Consider the following 16,787-nt stretch of genomic DNA (forward strand, 5'->3'; position numbering starts at 1 on the left):
CCCACAACCACCACCGCCCCCCCCCCCCCCCCCCCCCCCCCCCCCCCCCCCCCCCCCCCCACTACTGCTTTGCGGAACCTGAGGGGTCAGGCCGGGTCGTAGGACGATGTGGCGCAGGCGCTGGTGCCGCAGCTGCTTCCGCAGCCGTCGCTCGTGCTGCACGCCATGGTCACCAGTGGCGTGGTCGCCTCGACCACCCGCATGTCGAGCACGAAGTCGTCGTCGGTGACGGCCTCGGCGTCGGTCGGCATGGCGTCGAGGATCGCGGTCGGCGGAGCCATCGAGATCACTGTCCTTTCTGGAGGGGTTGTGTGGTGGTGCCACCTGGTCGTCAGGACCAGGAGATCGAGATGACGCCGTGGGTCTTGTCCATGACGGCAGCGGCAGCGGGGATGTGGGTGTGGTCGCTGTCTGTGGGCCAGTAGCCGAAGCAGGGCTCGACGTCGCGCCCGTCGCGATCCCAGGCCCGGAGCTGCTCGACCATCGCGGCGGCGGCCCGCTGGCCGTCGGGGCCGAAGGCGCGGGCCCCGAACTCGAATCCCTCCCCCTGGGCCGCGGTTCGCAACGCCAGGTAGGCGAAGCCCGCGCCGTGGACGACACCGAAGGGGAACCAGAGGCGCTCGGCAGCCAGGTCGGTGCCCTCGTCGGCAGCGACACGGCAGAAGCCGGGCAGGAACCACGCGAACCACAGGTGCAGGTCGGCGAATGACACCCCGTTGCCGATGGTCACGCCAGACCACAGCTCGGTCCGCCTGGTGGTAAGGACACCGTCGAGACGGCCCAGGTGATCCGGCACGCTGGAGTCGAACAGGAGCCGTACATGCCGGCCATTCGCGTCAGGCAGCAGAAACACCCGATCGGGGTGCGCGCCGTCGCCCTGCATCGGTACGAACCCAGCGACCTCCACCGACCTGCTGACCAGGTGATCGCCGTCGCGACGGAAGCCGATCGTCCTCGTGACCGCGTTCATGATCAGCGGCAGGACGATCACTCCGCCCTCGCGCAGTTGATCGAGCAGGGCGGGGGCGATATCCCACGCGCCAACGGTGACGATGATCGCGTCGAACGGTCCTTCGTCGGGTACGCCGTGCTCCGCGTCGGCGACGAGAACACGGACACGGCTGCCGTAACCGTTCTCTTCGAGCAACGTCGCGGCCCGGTCGACGACCTCCGGGTCGATGTCCACGCTGACAACCCGACCCTCAGGGCCGACGATCTCCGCAAGGTACGCGGCGTTCAGGCCACCCGAACCGACCTCCAACACCGTCATGCCCGGCGCGAGCTCGGCCTGCTCCAACATCCGCGCCTGGATGTAGGCCGCAGACACCGACGAGATCGGCACGCCGTGCTCGTCTTGCTTGGTCACCACCGAGTTGTCGAAGCCGTAGGCGACGTCCAGGTCGGTGCCTGCGGGCATGAACCGCTCGCGCGGCACCCGACGCACCGCGGCCTCCACCACCTCCGAGGTGATCTTTTGCTGGGCGCGCAAGTCGCTGACGAGAGCGGCACGCAGCTCGACGGCGCGATCGGAAGCGGATTCTATGTCCGTTGTCTGGCTCACTCGCTACTTCCTCTTCCTCAGTCGGGTCGGGACACTGTTCTCGCTCGCAACGCGCGAGCCAGCATCGACGGTGCGGCTAGCAGTGCTATCGGGTCCAGGATGAGCCGGCGGCCGGGGACGGGGGTGTCTGCTGGCGCCGCCCGGTGACGTTGGCACAGCACGCCGCCGACAGCTATCGCCAGTGCGATGACCGCCGCCACGTAGGGCAACAAAGGGGGGTGCCCTTGGGTGTGACCTTTCGGATCGGTGCGGAATTCTTCGGCCGTTCGGGGCAGGCGCCACTACGATCGCCGCCGTCGGACGTTGTCGGACAGACACGTCCTCGAACTTTGACAATCCACCGACACGGCATGGACAAGTCCCCGCACCATCAGCAAGCGCGGATCCGCGATGGTCTGTACCAGCGGCAGCCGTGAACTCCTTCTTACGAAGCGTGGCTGAGGTGGCGTTTCAGAGGGGACGCTCCGGTGTCTGGCCATCCAGCCCGGCCGCGAACCCCCGCGGCGTTCGACAGAGTCACCTGCCCGTACGCGTGCGACGATGCTGCTATGAACCACGGCAGCGCAGGCTTGGTTATCTGGGACGTTGACGGGACGCTCATCCCTGCGGACTTGCGCTGGCTGACGCGAGCGATCGCTCGTGCCTACGGCATCGCGGAGTCCGAGGTTGTGTTTCCTGAGAAGAGAGTGCACGGGTATACGGACGAGTCGATTGCCGTCGACACGGCGATCGCCTCGGGCGTCGACCCGTCAGCTGCGGAGGCGGGCATACCCGCCTTCCGTCGGGCCATCGTCACAGTCATGCAAGAGGGTCAGCGGGAGTTGGCTGAGATCCAAGCGCCGTATCCAGGTGCGGTGGCGAGCATCGCGGAGTTACACGATCGTGGTTTCACGCAGACCGTGCTGACCGGCAATCTACGTTCGGCCGCCGAGGTCAAGCTGCATGTGGCGGGCTTGAATGAGTTTCTCGACCTTCGCATCGGCGGATTCGGGTCGGACGCTCGAGACCGTTTTCAGCTTCCGGCGATCGTTGCTCAGCGCTACTCCGCGATCTACGGTCACCAGCTCGACCCTGCTCGAGCCGTCGTCATAGGGGATGCGCCCAACGACATCGCTTGCGCACGTCACGCCGACTTTCGTGTCGCCGTCGTCGCTCACCGGATTGGACGTCAGGAATTGACCTCGTACGAACCCGACCTGGTACTCGACAGTCTCGACCCAACGATGGTGGTGGCCGCCGTCAGTTCCCTGTTGAGCTCGGGCAGCTCGCCGGCCACCTGTTAGGCGGCCATCTGCTCCTCAAGTTCGAGGACAGCCGGCTCGGCCCGCCATCGGGCCAGCCGCTCTCGGGCTCTTTGAGCTCGAGCTATGCCTCGATGGTTTCCACCGGCTTTAAGCTGATCGTAGGTGTTGCCGAGCAGGGCGCAGCCTTGTTCAAGTTCGCCGGCCTCGGCGTAGGCGCTGGCCAGGTCTACTGCTGCGGCGAGGGCGACGTTGATGTTGCCCTGGTCGGGTTCCAGCATTTGTACTGCGTTTTCGAGCACCTTTATAGCCTGGTGGAGCTGGCCGAGAAGTAGGTGGCATGTGCCCACGTAGACATGGAGCCGGGCGTTGCTCCAGTCGCTATAGAGGCCGACACAGTCAGCTGGTGACAAATCGTTGACTGCATTTTCTGCGCGCTCCAGGGCCGCAGCAGCCTCGCGTGGAAGCCGCAGAGCGGCATAGGCTTGGGCCTGTTCGGCGGCTATTCGGGCTCGTGCTGCGGGGTTGAGATGTGCGGAAGCGTGGGCGGCCTCGTCGAGTAGCCGCAGGCCGATCATGATGTCACCGTCTGCTTCGATCAGTGTGGCGGCTTCCGAGTGGAGGTTGCTCTCAAAGATCCGTGCCGTCGCGCTGATCCTGCGATTGCCGAGCCGGTCGCCCAAGTGGCGGGCGGAGGCACAGTGAGCGAGTGCGAGGGCGCGCTTGCCCTGTGCGCTCCAGAGCCGGCTGGCTACGATCGAGGCCTCTGCAAGCATGGCTCCGATATCCGCACGGATAGGTGCGTGGCCGGCCTTACGGTAGAGCGTCGACAAGCAATCGCGATGCGCCTCGATAAGCCCAAGTAGCGCGCTGGGTGATACGGCCTGACGCTGCTGGGCCAGCATGCTGGTGAGGGTCGAGAAGCTGTTCCACTCACCCATCAGGTAGTCGGTCCCAGGTGTGAGCGCTAGCGCCTCCACCGTTAGGACGGATGACGCCCGCGCGGCGACCAGAGGCTGAGAAGCAGTCATGCCGCTTGACGCGCGCCGGGTGCGGGCAAGCTGGATCTGATCGTACTCTCGGGTCAGTCTGCCGCCAGTCTCCAGTAGCTCGTCGCTTCGCGTCCAGAACTCCCGCCGCACTCGTTGCCGGCCGGTCTCCACGTTGGCGATCGTGCTCCGCCCATAGTTAACACGAAGCGCAAAGGTCTCTTGTGTGTAACCAGCGGCTTTCCGGCTGCGGGCAAGCATGTGACCGAGGCCGATCCATGCTGTGGCTACGTCTTGCGATGGAACGCCTGACATCAGCACCTCCCGACGGTGAACGCTCGCGCGATGCGAGACGCTGTGGCGTGAGAGGACTGTAGTGCAGGTCTGTGATGCTGTTGGCTAACCAGCGGCCTCTTCCCAGAATCTCCGACAAAGTTCCAACATCGCCCTGCGTTGTCTCGGATCCGCCCATGCTTTGTGGCTCCGCTGCGCATCTCTCCTACGGGCATCTGGGCGCAGGAAGGCGTAACCGGCCGGCGGGCCGGGTCGCCCGCCTCTCGTATCGTCAGCGCTCACACTGAGACTTACCAACAGCTGAGTGCCCGGATGTCGATAACTGGCTGTGTCGGTACTGGCAAGCTCCCACCTTCACTGGCCGCAGCATTGACTAGCCCTCTGTGGCCGCGCGGCCCGCAGTGCGAATTCTAGTAAGGCGGCTTCCGCCACACTCCAGCACATTTGCAGTCGCCGCCTGAAGAGGGCTTTTGTCGGCGGATTGTCGGACGTGACGGACGAACCTTACCGACATCGAGTGATTTCGCTTTTAGTCACTGTCGCCGCCGCTAACAAGTGCGGGGCCCCGACCTGGATACGTCGCGGTCGAGCCGCAACAGCAGGAACTTCATAGCGACGGATCGTTACTTAACTTTGAGAAAGGATCCGGGATGGACGACCTAAGTCGCTACGGCTACCGGCAGGAGTTGGAGCGCCAGCTCCGGTTCCGGGATCTTTTGGCTTATGGGCTGGTGTACATGGTGCCGATCGCGCCGATGGCCATCTTCGGCAGCGTTTACGCCGGCTCGGGCGGGATGGTGGCCCTGGCGTACGCGGTCGGTGTGCTGGCGCTGGTGTTCACGGCGTTTTCGTACGCGCAGATGGTGAGGGCGTTCCCGATGTCGGGCAGCGTCTACAACTACGCGGGCCGCGGCATTAGCCCGCCGGTCGGGTTCCTCGCCGGCTGGGTGATCCTCCTGGACTACGTGCTCGTGCCGGGGCTGCTGTACCTGGTGGCGTCGGTGGCGATGCACGCGACGGTCCCGTCGGTGCCGGTGTGGCTGTGGCTGCTCGGGTTCGTCGCGGTCAACACGATCGTCAACTCGGTGGGGATCCGCATGACCGCGGTGGTCACCCGGGTGATGCTCGTCGGCGAGCTGATCGTCTTGGCGGTCTTCTTGGCCGTCGCTGGCTGGGCCCTCGCCTCGGGTAGGGGCCGGTTCAGCTGGGCGGCGTTCTACAACTCCGACACCTTCACCTGGTCGCTGGTGGCGGGCGCGGTGTCGATCGCCGTGCTGTCCTTCCTCGGCTTCGACGGCATCTCCATGCTGGCGGAGGAGACCAAGGGCGGCTCCCGTCAGATCGGCCGCGCCATGGCCGCCGTCCTGATCCTGGCCGGGGTGCTGTTCATCGCGCAGACGTGGCTGGCCGCGATGCTCGTCCCCGACCCCGGCAGCCTTCTTGCGGAGGGCGATCCAAACGGCACTGCCTTCTACGACGCTGCCGCCGTGGCCGGCGGGGGTTGGCTGGCGACGACGTGCGCTGTGGCCACGGCGATCGCGTGGGGGTTGCCGAATTCGATGGTCGCGCAGGTCGCCACCTCTCGGCTGCTGTACGCGATGGCCCGCGACCGACAGCTGCCGGCGTTCTTGGCGAAGGTGTCGATCCGGCGCAACGTGCCGATCAACGCCACGCTGCTCACCGGTGCCGTGTCCCTGGCGCTGGGCCTTTACATGGCGACCCGTTCGGATGGGATCACGCTGCTGTCCTCTTTGATCAACTTCGGGGCGATGGTCGCGTTCCTGGTCCTGCACGTCTCGGTCGTGGTGCATCACCTCATCCGGGAGCGCAGCGGGAACTGGTGGGCGCACCTGGTCATGCCCGCGATCGGTTTCGCGATCTTGGTGTGGGTAGTGGTCAACGCCAACATCGCCGCGCAGCGCCTCGGCTTGGCATGGCTCGCCCTCGGGATGGTCGTCCTGGCTGGCCTGTACCTGTCCGGCCGCCGGCCGGCACTGTCGGGGTTGGCGCCCGCGCAGCCGCAGGCTCGTCACGTGGAGCGGGTGTGACCGGCATGGACAGGTTCACTTACCGGCCGGCTCGGGACGAGCTGGCGTATACCTTCGGCGGTCGGATGCCGGTGGCGCACGTGCGCGGGGGTGACGTGTTCACCGTCGTGACGGAGGACTGCTTCGGTGGTCTCGTGAGGGGGCCGGCGGACCTGCCGTCGCAGGTGTGCCGCATGCCGTACCTCAATCCGGTGTCGGGGCCGTTCTTCGTCGAGGACGCCGAGCCCGGCGACACCCTCGCCGTGCACCTCGCCGTCATCACGCCCGCGCGGGATTGGGGTGTGTCGTCGACGTTCCCGCACTTCGGGGCGCTGACCTCCACCTCCCACACGGCCACCCTGCAGCCTCCGCTGGAGGAGCGGGTGTGGGTGTACGGCATCGACCGGCAGGCCGGGACCGTCCGGTTCGAGGCCACCCGCAGCGACCACAGCGTGGACCTGCCGCTGGACCCGATGATCGGCACGATCGGTGTCGCCCCCGGCGGGTTCGAAGCCCGCTCCACACTCCTGCCCGACACCCACGGCGGGAACCTCGACACCCCGCACCTGCGCGCCGGCACCACCCTCTACCTGGGTGTGAATGTGCACGGGGCGATGCTGGCCCTCGGCGACGGGCACGCCCGCCAGGGCGAGGGCGAGGCCTGCGGGGTCGGCGTGGAGATCGCCACGACCACCACCCTCGCCATCGACGTCATCAAAGGCGTGACCACCCGGTGGCCGCGGTTGGAGACCGAGCGGGACATCCTGACGATCGGCTGCGCGAGGCCCCTGGAGGATGCCTACCGCATCGCCCAGCATGACCTCGTCGGCTGGGTCAGCGCCCTGACCGGCCTGGAAACCCTGGACGCTTATCAGCTTGTGTCGCAGGCGGGGCGGGCGCCGATCGGCAACGTGTGCGACCCCAACTACACAGTCCTCGCCGCCATCGACAAAACCCTGCTCCCCGCCCCCGGACCCGCCTATGGCGGGACACACGAGCGGCTACGGCGACTGACCGCCGGGCTGCGGTAGGAACCCGCCGATGCCCGCGTCGATCCCGCGCCTGCCGCTGCGCGATGACTTGTTCCTCCTCGGCCACGACGACGACACCGGACACCCCCACGTACACCAACAGACCCTCGCCCTCGGACTCGCGGGCGCAGTCCTGATCGACCTGTACCTGGCCGGACGGGTGACCCTCGACCCGAACGACGACACCCGCGCAGCAGGACACCAACGGATACACCCGCACGTCGACCGTCCGACCGGGGACCTGATCGCCGACGCCGCGGCCGCCACCATCCGTGACGCCCACCCGCTGCTACGACGGTGGCTACGGGGGTTCTCCAACGACCTCTACGACCGCACCCGCGCCGGCCTGTTCGCCGGCGGGATCCTGCGCCAGTACACCCGACGGCGCCTCGGCGGCCTCATGCGCGACCACACCTACCTGCCCTCCGACAGCAAATGGGCGGTCATCGCCCGCTCCCGCCTGCGCTACCTCGCCGCCGGCCACGAACAACCCAACGACCACACCGCCGCCCTCGCCGGTCTCGTCGCCGACCTCGGCCTCACCCACCACCTCTACCTCGACGACGACACCCCAGCCATGACCGCTCGCCTGAAGGCCATCGCCGCGCAGCACTACCAGCCGATACGCGACATCATCGCCGCCGTCGACGCCGCCGTCGGTGACTTGGCCACCGCGGCCTACCGCTAGCCCTGTCCGCTCATCGCAAGGAAGCCCACCGTGCCCAACCAATCCCCCGTGCGACCTCCGACCGGCAAGCCCCGCCCGGTCGGCCGGGGAACCATGAAGGTTATAGCCGCCGTCTGTGTACTCGGTCTGCTCGCTGCCGCCACCGCTATCCCGACCTGGACGGGCACCGCCGCCGGGCCGGTGCCATCCCCACCCTCGCTGCCACGCACCGTCGCGTCCCGGCCGACCGTGGCACCGTGTCCGTCGCCCGCCACCCTGACCGCGGCGCAGCTCAAGACTCGTGCCCAACAGCAACTCGACCAGGTGCCGACGCGTCTGTCGGCGTCGTCTCCGACCCGGCAGGGCCCCAGGATGGTAGGGGCGGGGCCGTCAGGCTGTGATGCGATCCCGGGCCGGTTCGCCTACGTCCATCTACTCCAGTGGGCCACGGACACCACGATCGCAGGCAACAGCACGACCACGCGGACCGTGCTGTTCGAAGAGCAACGCTGGCGTGCCGACGACGCCTCCGGCCGCGTCATAAGCAGCCGCTACCCCGGCGGCAACCAGCCCACCGACGACAGCACCTACTACCCCGGCCAGCTGGACGGACCCATCGGACCGATCGCCGCCGACCCGACGGCACTCACCGCGCAGATCGACACCACGCAACCCCAATTCCTCGGACCCACCGCCGTCATCCGCGGCCTCGCCAGCCTGCTCGGCTGGCGCACCCCCAACCAAGCCGCCCGCACCGCGATCCTCACCGTCCTGCGCGACGCCCCCGGAATCACCTACCACCCATCGGTGACCGACCGGGCAGGCCGAACCGGCATCGGCGTCAGCGCCACCGCCGACGACATCCGCTTCCTGCTGATCCTCAACCCCAGCACCGGCGAACTGCTCGCCTACGAAAGAGCCGCACTCACACCGCCAGCCGGCAGCGACCGGAACGGCGCCTTCGTCGACGACTACCACCTGTACCTCGTCCACACCCACACCACGAGCAGCGACAACTCCTGACCCCGCCAACAACAAACTCAAGGGAAATACCGCCATGGACACTGTCCCGCGCATCCGCGCCGCCCGCTGGGCAGACAAAGACCCGGTCGCCGCACTCATCTCCGACGCCCTCCATCCCAGCCCTCTCGCCACATGGCTAATCCCCGACCCAAGCCCACGACGCCGGATCCTCACCGACGTCCTCGCCATCTGGATCGAACACGCCATGTTCTACGGCGACATCTACCTCACCGACGACGCCACCGCCGCCACCGTCGGCTTCCACCGATACCGGCCCATCCCACCCCCCGCGAACTACCCCACCCGCCTCAGCGACGCCGCCGGACCCCACGCCGACCGCTTCGACCTCCTCGACCGACTGCTCGCCAAGGAGCGACCCACCGAACCCCACTACCACCTCGCGTTCCTGGCCGTACAACCCACCGCCAGACGCTCCGGACGCGGCACGGCCTTGCTCAACCACCACCGCAGCCGACTCGACCACGTGAACCTCCTGTCCTGGACCAGCACCACCCCCGACGCCCAGAACATGCACATCCGCCACGGCTACACACCACAACCGACCATCAACCTGCCCGAAGGCCCAACCCTGAGCACCATGCGCCGAAACCCGCGCCATCACACCCCTGGCCAACCAAAGCCAGTCCCTCCACAAGACAACGAACCCGCGCCGTTCCATCGAGTTCCCTGAGCATGCGATCCGCAGGCCAACCGTCGACAGAAAGGACGACGACTCCCCCACCCCCATCGTGAGCTGCCAGCCCAGTGCTTTGGTGGGAACCAGCGCTGGCTCCCGCAGCCGCATCGGCCGATCGGGGAACACGTTCACGATCGCCGCGCCTTGTCAGCTGCGGCCCGCCTGGTTGAGATAGACGGCGGCGTGGTCATCATCGCTGCTGGTTGCGGCTGTCTGGCACGCCGCCCTGCAGATCAGCGAGCCCTACACCGTCGCCTGCAAACAGATCGCGGGCCACTACGTGCACCACCGGCCGATCCTGACCGGGGCCATGCAGGACGGCACCGCCATCACCTACACACTCGCGGCGCTGCACGCGACCGGCTACCGGGTCGACGTGGAATTCTGGGGCGGCGAGGCCGGGTCCTGCTGTCCGCCGAATCCGCCTCGGCCGGGCACGTAGCAGAGAAGAGTTTTGATGCGTAGCGACTGGACCGCTCTGCCGGAGAGCGTCACGGCAGGGATCGCCGAACGGGTCGGCGGAACCTTCGACGTCACCTCGGCTTCCAGTGGCAACCACGCCGAGATCGCCTCGACGGTGACCGGACCCGCCGGGCGGATCTTCGTCAAGGCTGCCTCCGGCGAGCTGAGCGTTCGGTCGCTGCGCTACGAACTCGCGGCCACCCGAGCCATCGACCGGCACCCGCCCGCGGTCCTGTGGCAGTTCGAATCCGATGGCTGGCTGGTAGTGGGGACCGAACATCTCGCCGGTCCCCACCCCGACCTGTCACTCGGCAGTAGGGACCTCGATCTGCTCCTCGCCGCGCTCAAAGCACTTCAAGAGACACCTGCGCTTGGCGAGATGTGGTTCACCCCGGCAGCCCGGCTCGGGTTCACGCACCCGGCCATGAATGGCGAGACACTTATCCACTCCGACCTCAACCCGACCAACTTGATCGTGACGCCACTCGGCCTACGGATCGTCGACTGGGAGTGGGCAACCAAGGCCGCCGCATGGGTCGAACTCGCGCTGCTCGTCCAGTGGCTGATCGGCAGCGGCCACAGCGCGCAACAGGCAGAACAGTGGCTAACCCAGCTTCCCGCATGGACAGCGACCGACCGTCAGGTCCTGAACCACTTCGCGTCGAAGAACGCAACAAAGTGGGCCGTCAAGTCCCGGCAAAGCGCCGAGCTCTGGATACACGACCTCGCCTTGTGGACCGGCGAATGGGCCAACCATCGAACCTACGGCCGCCAGTCAACCCATGAACCATAACCGGGGCCACCCTCTCGCCGCGCGGCACCGGCAGCGGTCGGCCCAACTCCTCAACTAGCCAGCAGGCCCGGGACCGCACATCAGGTCACTCAACCGGACAGGGCCATGGCGGCCCGAACACAGAACCAGCCGCGCTGCTCCCAATCTGCTCCCAATGTAAGCAGCACATAGGGCGAAGCCCGTTACCGACTGATCCGGCAACGGGCTTCTGACCTGCACAAACTGAGAGTGGGCGATGCTGGTATCGAACCAGCGACCTCTTCGGTGTGAAGAGAGTGCTCTTCCCAGCAAGTTGGTCCGCCCGGGCGCGCGGCAAGCCGCGCCATCATGCGCTCGTCCCTCACCTCAAAGGCCGCCAACCGACCTGACAACCGCAGAAAAGTAACGCCCCCGCTACCCCACGAGCGGCCGGTGCCCGACGGCACCGGCCGCTTCTTCATGCCTGCCGGAGCAACCGGCACTGACCAAACCGAAGGACATCTCCCATGACAACCCACTCATCTGCCACGATCCGAGGCACCAGCGCTACGAGCTACAGCGCCACGATCCCGCCCAACCAGGTGGCCGACGCTGGCCTCGATCTCCAATCCGCTCCCTCTCACAGCGAGCTGACGGAGGTCAAGGAGCGAACGGCGCACGCCCACCGCAGCGTGTGCCGGCCGGGGCGACCGCCGGACGGAGGCGCATGACGCTGCCGCCCGACTACCAAGCTGAACATCGCGAAGAGCCGGATCCGGCCGCGCCGGCCGACGAGCGACTTGACCAACCCAGCGAAGACGACCGTTCATGGACGGTCGAGACCATCGACAGCAGCGCATCGCGCAGCGTCACCAGCGTGGTAGTACCCGGCCAGCCACCCGAGGTGAACCCCGGCGCCGCTGCCGCCCTGCTGAAACTACTCAGTCACGTGAACGACCGCCGCACCGACCACTCGAACCAGGAGAACCGATGACCACCCCTCAACCGAAACCCTTCGCCTTCTACGGCCGCGTGTCGACCGAGGACAACCAGGACCCCGAATCGTCCCGGAGCTGGCAGCTCACCCGAGCAACGACACTCATCCAGCCTCACGGTGGACGCATCGTCACGGAGTACTTCGACGTCGGCCAGAGCCGCTCCCTGCCCTGGCAGCGCCGAGTCCAGGCCAGCCTCCTTCTCACGGCGCTGCGCGATCCACGGCGCGGTTTCTCTGCCGTCGTGGTCGGCGAACCCCACCGCGCGTTCTACGGCAACCAGTTCGGTCTCACGGTGCCGCTGTTCGCTCACTACGGCGTCGAGCTATGGGTGCCCGAGATCGGCGGCCCGATCGACCCCGACAACGAGGCCCACGAACTGGTCATGTCCGTCTTCGGCGGCATGAGCAAAGGCGAACGCAACCGGATCAAGCTACGCGTCCGCACCGCCATGGCCGCCCAGACCCTCCTCGAGGGCCGCTACCTCGGCGGACGGCCGCCCTACGGCTACACACTTCGCGACCTCGGACCCCACCCCAACCCCGCCAAGGCTGCCGACGGCAAACACCTCAAGGGCCTCATCCCCGACGAGCAGACCGCCCCGATCGTCCGGCGGATCTTCGCCGAGTTCCTCTCCGGCATCGGCCTGTTCGCTATCGCCGAGGGACTCACCGCCAATCACGTGCCCTGCCCGTCAGCGCACGACCGCGCCCGCAACCGGCACCGCAGCGGCATCGCCTGGTCTAAGAGCGCCGTCCGCGTCATCCTCACGAACCCCCGCTACACCGGCCGGCAGGTCTGGAACAAGCAACGCACCGACGAGGTGCTGCTGGACGTCGACGACGTGGCCATGGGCCACACCGGCGTCATGCGTTGGAACACCCGCGACAAGTGGGTGGTCTCCAAGGACCTCACCCACGAACCACTCATCGACGACGCGACCTTCGAGGAGGCTCAGGTCATCCTGCAACGGCGGGGCCGGGGAACCGGTGGGCAACACGTCCGGCAGCGCACCCGCAACCCGTACGTCTTCCGGGGTCTCATCTACTGCGCCGCCTGCGACCGACGTATGCAGGGCCAGTACAACCACGGCGACGCCTACTACCGCTGCCGCTTCCCGCATGAGTACGCCCTCGCCAACCAGGTCCCCCACCCCCGCAACGTGTACCTGCGCGAGGACGCACTCACCGACCCGCTCGACGCCTGGCTGGCCTCCGCTTTCGCGTCCCACCGCATTGCGCAGACGATCACCGCGATGGTCGACGCCCAACCCCTCCATCATCCGCCCACAACGGGCGCCGCAGCCCAAGCGATCGTCACGGAGTGCGACGCCAAACTGGAGCGCTACCGCGCCGCCCTCGACGCCGGCGCCGACCCGGCTGTGGTCACCGGCTGGATCGCTCAAACCCAGGCCGAACGCAACCGCGCGGAAGCCGAACTACACGCCATCGCGGGCGCCACCCCGCGCCGGATGAGCCCAGCAGAGATCACCGCCCTGGTGACCGCGCTCGGCGACATCACCACCGTGCTCCGCGACGCCGACCCGGCCGACAAGGCCGAGGTCTACCGGCAACTCGGACTCCGGCTGAAATACCAGCCAGAAACGCAAACGGTGCGCGCTGAAGTGGATCTCAGCGCGCACCGTGGGGCAATGGTTTGTGTCCGAGGGGGGACTTGAACCCCCACGCCCTATACGGGCACTAGCACCTCAAGCTAGCGCGTCTGCCATTCCGCCACCCGGACTTGCTCGTTCAGCCTACCTCGCCGACCCAGATGATCTTGCATCCGAAGGTCGGCCCAGCGGGCCGCACGGGGAGTTACTGTACACGGCGCTCGTGGATCATGCACATCACCCTCCCGCCGCTGCTCAGACGACCACCCAGGGTCACCAGAGTCGACTTGAGCGCAGGCCCGGGTAGCGTCGGCGGGCCCGGTGACGGCAGCATTGCCCTGTGTCCCATCCCTCTCCCCTGGCCGCCGTACAGCAACGGGCCCTCGCGCTGCGCGCGGCGGGTGACCACGACGCCGCCCGGCAGCTGCTCGCGGACGCCGTCGCGTCCGCCCGCCCCCCGTACGGCGAGGATCATCCCGAGACGCTGCACACCGCTCATCTGCTGGCCCGCCTGCACCGCGAGGCCGACGATCCGCTCGCCGCCCGCCGGGTGCTGGAGGAGGCCTTCGCGGCGGGCGAGCGACGCTGGGACCATGCCGAGCCGACGATGCTCGCGCTCGCCTTCGAGCTGGCGGAAGTCGCCGAGGAACTGGGCAACAGGCACGAGGCCCGTCGCAACTACACCCGGGTCGCCACCGCCGGGCCCGCCGCACTCGGCGAGAACCACCCGGTGGTACGCGCCGCCCGTGACTACCTGGGCGAGGCAAGCCCCGCTGCGGAGCAGCCGTACGTCGGGCCGTCCACCTCCGGAGCCTCGACCGATTCCGGGGCCCGGTCGGCGCTCTCCGGCCCGACGCTGTCCCTGGCGACCCTGGCCGCGATGCGTCCCGCGGCGGCCGGTCCACCGGCACCCGCGTCGCCCTGGGCGCCGCCTCCGACCCCTACCGGTCCGGCGCGGCCCACGTCCGCCGTTCCCCCGACACCGGCCGCACCGCCGATGCCGCGCCAGCGGGTCGAGCAGCAGGCGGTCACACCCCGACCAGTGGCCGCTCCCCCACCCGGGATAGCCGCCCAGCCCACGCCACCCGCGCGGCAACAGCCTCCACCCGCGCCGCCGCGCCAGCGCACGGACGAGGCGCCGACCCGCCCGGCCGGGCCGCCAACACCGCCGGCTGCCGCGCCGCCCCGCACCGCGCAGCAACCCGCCGCGCCGTCGGCGCCGCTGCCGGCTCCGCGGTGGGCTGACCCCACGATCCAGGTACGGCAGATCGAGCCCCTGCTGGCCGAGGAGGCGACTCGGATCGCGGCGGCGGGTCCGGGCGGCGCAGCCGGCACGACAGCGGGTGCGGCACCCGCGGGTGCACTGCCGGCGACGGACGGCCCGGCGGGCACGCCCTCGCACCAGGCGTTCGGCGCGACGCCCGCCGCACCGCCGCAACCGGCCTCCGGACCACCCCTGCCTCCCGGGCCGACCTCCGGAGCAGCCGCGCAGCCGGGCCGCCCGGTGTCCGCTCCTCCCGGGTACGACCACCCCGTGTCCGGTCCGCCCGGCCCCGGCTATCCGGTGTCCGGACCGCCGACCCCGACGTTCCCGGTGTCCGGACCGCCGCATCCCGTCTCCAGTGCCCCGACGTTCCCGACCTCCGGCCCCCCTCAGCCCGTCTCCGGGCCCCCGGCTCAGGCGTTCCCGACCTCCGCACCCCCGCACCCCGTTTCCGGCCCGCCGGCTCAGACGTTCCCGGTGTCCGGCCCACCGCAGCCCATGTCCGGGCCGCTTGACCCGGTGTCCGGGCCGCCCGGCCCCGGCTATCCCGTGTCCGGACCGCCGGCCCCGGCGTTCCCGGTGTCCGGACCGCCTCATGCCGTTTCCGGGCCCCCGGCCCAGGCGTTCCCGACCTCCGCACCCCCGCACCCCGTCTCCGGGCCTCCGGGTCCGGCGTTCCCGGTGTCCGGGCCGCCCGGCTTTCCCGTGTCGGCACCACCTGGCCAGAGCCATCCCGTCTCCGGACCACCCGGCCAGTACCACCCCGTGTCGGCGCCTCCGGTGAGCGCGCCGCCGTGGGGACTGACCGCCCCGCCCTGGAGCAGCAGCGCCCCGCCGCAACCGCTGCCCGCCGCCGGCGCCGACGCGCGGGAGTCGACGGGCGGACAGGCAGCCCCGGTGGCCGAGGTGACGCCGAGTTCGGAGGGCACGGCGGACGTGCACGAGTGGCCCGGGCCGGACGGCGGAGGCACCGACACGCCGGCGACCGGGCCGGCCGAGTCGTCGAGGTTCGCGTCCGCGTCGACGGAGGTGATCCCGGTCGTCGGACCGGCGACCCCTCCGCCGGGCCGACCCGCCGCCGACGAACCGGTCACCGCTGCGGCCACGTCCACCTGGACGCCGGGCTCCGGCCCGGTCCCGACACCCGCCGCCCCGGTCCCGGGTGGGCACGACGTCCCGGGAGCCGTCCCGCACGGGCATAGCGGCGCGGGAGAGGTCCCGCACAGACACGTCGTCCCGGGAGCCGTCCCGGGTGGACACGACGTCTCGGGAACCGTCCCGCAGGGGCACAGCATCCCGGGAGCCGTCCCGGGTGGACACGGCATCCCGGGGACCGTCCCGCACGGGTACAGCATCCCGGGACCGATCACCGGCGGGCCTGGCGGCTCGGCGTCCACTCCGGTGGACGATCTGGTGCCGGCTCTGGGCGCGCCCTACGGTGCGCCGGTCACGCCCGGGTTCCCGGCCGCCGAGCGGTACCCGGCCGGCCAGCAGTACCCGGGCCGGCACGTCCCGGCCGGTCACGAGGTGTACCCGGGGCAGCACTACCCGCCGGAGGGGTACGCGCCGGCGTACACCGATGGGACCGGCTCGACGGGCCGCAACCGGGCGACGGTGATCGGCGCGGCGGTGGCCGCCGGGGTTGCCCTGGTGGCGGTCGTGGGCCTGGGCGCGGTGGTGTTGAGCCGCGACGACACGCCGCCGCCGTCCGGAGCGCCCGTGACGGCGGCCCCGGCGACGACCGGTCCCCCTCCCGGCGACCTGAAGCTGCGCGACGACGCCGTGACGATCACGCTGAGCTGGACGGATCCGTCCGGGGGTACGGTGCCGTTCATGGTCGCGGGTGGACGGGCCGGATCGGCGCTCGGCGTGATGGCCACCGTGGAGCCGGGACGGACCAGTCACACGGTCAACGGGCTCAGCTCCCGGGTGGACTACTGCTTCACGGTGCTCGCCGTCTACTCCACCGACAGCTTCGCCACCTCCGGTCAGGTCTGCACCGACCGCGAACGGTCCACACCGCCGAGCTGACGGACGCGAGCGGCCCGCGCGTTCACCGCTGGTCACGGTCGGATTGGCGATTGTGGAGCTGAGCTGCGCGTCCACCGCGCACGCTCGGTATCCACAGGGGTGACGGTGCGGGTTCCCCCGTTCCGGCCGGGCCCATATGATG

At 69.1% G+C, this 16,787-nt stretch carries 13 protein-coding genes and 1 tRNA gene; 10 read left to right on the forward strand and 4 right to left on the reverse strand.

Going from position 1 to position 16,787, the window contains the following annotated elements; genetic code table 11:
- Positions 1 to 86: 86 nt before the first annotated feature.
- Positions 87 to 281 (reverse strand): FxLD family lanthipeptide, encoded by a 195-nt coding sequence (locus AC3EN4_RS29300; protein WP_435209504.1) that lies wholly within the window; start codon positions 279 to 281, stop codon positions 87 to 89.
- 50 nt (positions 282 to 331) lie between these two features.
- Positions 332 to 1,561, reverse strand: coding sequence for a methyltransferase, FxLD system (gene fxlM / locus AC3EN4_RS29305; RefSeq protein WP_435209505.1), 1,230 nt, complete (start codon positions 1,559 to 1,561; stop codon positions 332 to 334).
- Between the two features lie 548 nt (positions 1,562 to 2,109).
- Between fxlM and AC3EN4_RS29310 the strand changes: the two genes are divergently transcribed.
- On the forward strand, positions 2,110 to 2,844 hold the full coding sequence (locus AC3EN4_RS29310; protein WP_435209507.1) for an HAD family hydrolase: 735 nt from the start codon (positions 2,110 to 2,112) through the stop codon (positions 2,842 to 2,844).
- On the opposite strand, the gene AC3EN4_RS29315 is transcribed toward AC3EN4_RS29310, so the two are convergent.
- Entirely contained in the window at positions 2,841 to 4,106 is a 1,266-nt protein-coding gene (locus AC3EN4_RS29315; protein ID WP_435209557.1) for a helix-turn-helix domain-containing protein, read from the reverse strand. The genes AC3EN4_RS29310 and AC3EN4_RS29315 overlap by 4 nt on opposite strands.
- A gap of 629 nt (positions 4,107 to 4,735) precedes the next feature.
- Here AC3EN4_RS29315 and AC3EN4_RS29320 point away from each other — a divergent pair.
- The 8 genes from AC3EN4_RS29320 (at position 4,736) to AC3EN4_RS29355 (ending at position 13,416) form a co-directional block, all read left to right on the forward strand.
- Positions 4,736 to 6,133: an APC family permease gene (locus AC3EN4_RS29320; RefSeq protein ID WP_435209509.1), complete on the forward strand. Its 1,398-nt coding sequence runs from the start codon at positions 4,736 to 4,738 to the stop codon at positions 6,131 to 6,133.
- A 5-nt stretch (positions 6,134 to 6,138) separates the two neighbouring features.
- Complete coding sequence (locus AC3EN4_RS29325) at positions 6,139 to 7,143, forward strand: acetamidase/formamidase family protein (protein ID WP_435209511.1); 1,005 nt, start codon at positions 6,139 to 6,141, stop codon at positions 7,141 to 7,143.
- Between the two features lie 10 nt (positions 7,144 to 7,153).
- Positions 7,154 to 7,831: a GOLPH3/VPS74 family protein gene (locus tag AC3EN4_RS29330; protein WP_435209513.1), complete on the forward strand. Its 678-nt coding sequence runs from the start codon at positions 7,154 to 7,156 to the stop codon at positions 7,829 to 7,831.
- Positions 7,832 to 8,299: 468 nt separating this feature from the next.
- Entirely contained in the window at positions 8,300 to 8,833 is a 534-nt protein-coding gene (locus AC3EN4_RS29335; RefSeq protein WP_435209515.1) for a hypothetical protein, read from the forward strand.
- Positions 8,834 to 8,867: 34 nt separating this feature from the next.
- Entirely contained in the window at positions 8,868 to 9,524 is a 657-nt protein-coding gene (locus AC3EN4_RS29340; RefSeq protein ID WP_435209517.1) for a GNAT family N-acetyltransferase, read from the forward strand.
- A gap of 463 nt (positions 9,525 to 9,987) precedes the next feature.
- Complete coding sequence (locus AC3EN4_RS29345) at positions 9,988 to 10,785, forward strand: phosphotransferase family protein (protein ID WP_435209518.1); 798 nt, start codon at positions 9,988 to 9,990, stop codon at positions 10,783 to 10,785.
- A 685-nt stretch (positions 10,786 to 11,470) separates the two neighbouring features.
- Positions 11,471 to 11,737 (forward strand): hypothetical protein, encoded by a 267-nt coding sequence (locus tag AC3EN4_RS29350; RefSeq protein ID WP_435209520.1) that lies wholly within the window; start codon positions 11,471 to 11,473, stop codon positions 11,735 to 11,737.
- 38 nt (positions 11,738 to 11,775) lie between these two features.
- Entirely contained in the window at positions 11,776 to 13,416 is a 1,641-nt protein-coding gene (locus AC3EN4_RS29355; protein WP_435209522.1) for a recombinase family protein, read from the forward strand.
- On the opposite strand, the gene AC3EN4_RS29360 is transcribed toward AC3EN4_RS29355, so the two are convergent.
- Positions 13,398 to 13,481, reverse strand: a tRNA-Leu gene (locus AC3EN4_RS29360). The two genes, AC3EN4_RS29355 and AC3EN4_RS29360, sit on opposite strands and share 19 nt — an antisense overlap.
- A 209-nt stretch (positions 13,482 to 13,690) precedes the next feature.
- Between AC3EN4_RS29360 and AC3EN4_RS29365 the strand changes: the two genes are divergently transcribed.
- Positions 13,691 to 16,645, forward strand: a complete 2,955-nt coding sequence (locus tag AC3EN4_RS29365) for a fibronectin type III domain-containing protein (protein ID WP_435209524.1) — start codon at positions 13,691 to 13,693, stop codon at positions 16,643 to 16,645.
- Positions 16,646 to 16,787 lie beyond the last annotated feature (142 nt).

It is taken from the genome of Micromonospora sp. bgisy143 (assembly GCF_057708145.1).

Coding starts and splice junctions, on each gene's coding strand:
- AC3EN4_RS29320 (WP_435209509.1), top strand. CDS start 4,736: ATGGACGACCTAAGTCGCTACGGCTACCGGCAGGAGTTGGAGCGCCAG.
- AC3EN4_RS29300 (WP_435209504.1), bottom strand. CDS start 281: ATGGCTCCGCCGACCGCGATCCTCGACGCCATGCCGACCGACGCCGAG.
- AC3EN4_RS29330 (WP_435209513.1), top strand. CDS start 7,154: ATGCCCGCGTCGATCCCGCGCCTGCCGCTGCGCGATGACTTGTTCCTC.
- AC3EN4_RS29345 (WP_435209518.1), top strand. CDS start 9,988: ATGCGTAGCGACTGGACCGCTCTGCCGGAGAGCGTCACGGCAGGGATC.
- AC3EN4_RS29310 (WP_435209507.1), top strand. CDS start 2,110: ATGAACCACGGCAGCGCAGGCTTGGTTATCTGGGACGTTGACGGGACG.
- AC3EN4_RS29325 (WP_435209511.1), top strand. CDS start 6,139: ATGGACAGGTTCACTTACCGGCCGGCTCGGGACGAGCTGGCGTATACC.
- AC3EN4_RS29315 (WP_435209557.1), bottom strand. CDS start 4,106: ATGTCAGGCGTTCCATCGCAAGACGTAGCCACAGCATGGATCGGCCTC.
- AC3EN4_RS29350 (WP_435209520.1), top strand. CDS start 11,471: ATGACGCTGCCGCCCGACTACCAAGCTGAACATCGCGAAGAGCCGGAT.
- AC3EN4_RS29340 (WP_435209517.1), top strand. CDS start 8,868: ATGGACACTGTCCCGCGCATCCGCGCCGCCCGCTGGGCAGACAAAGAC.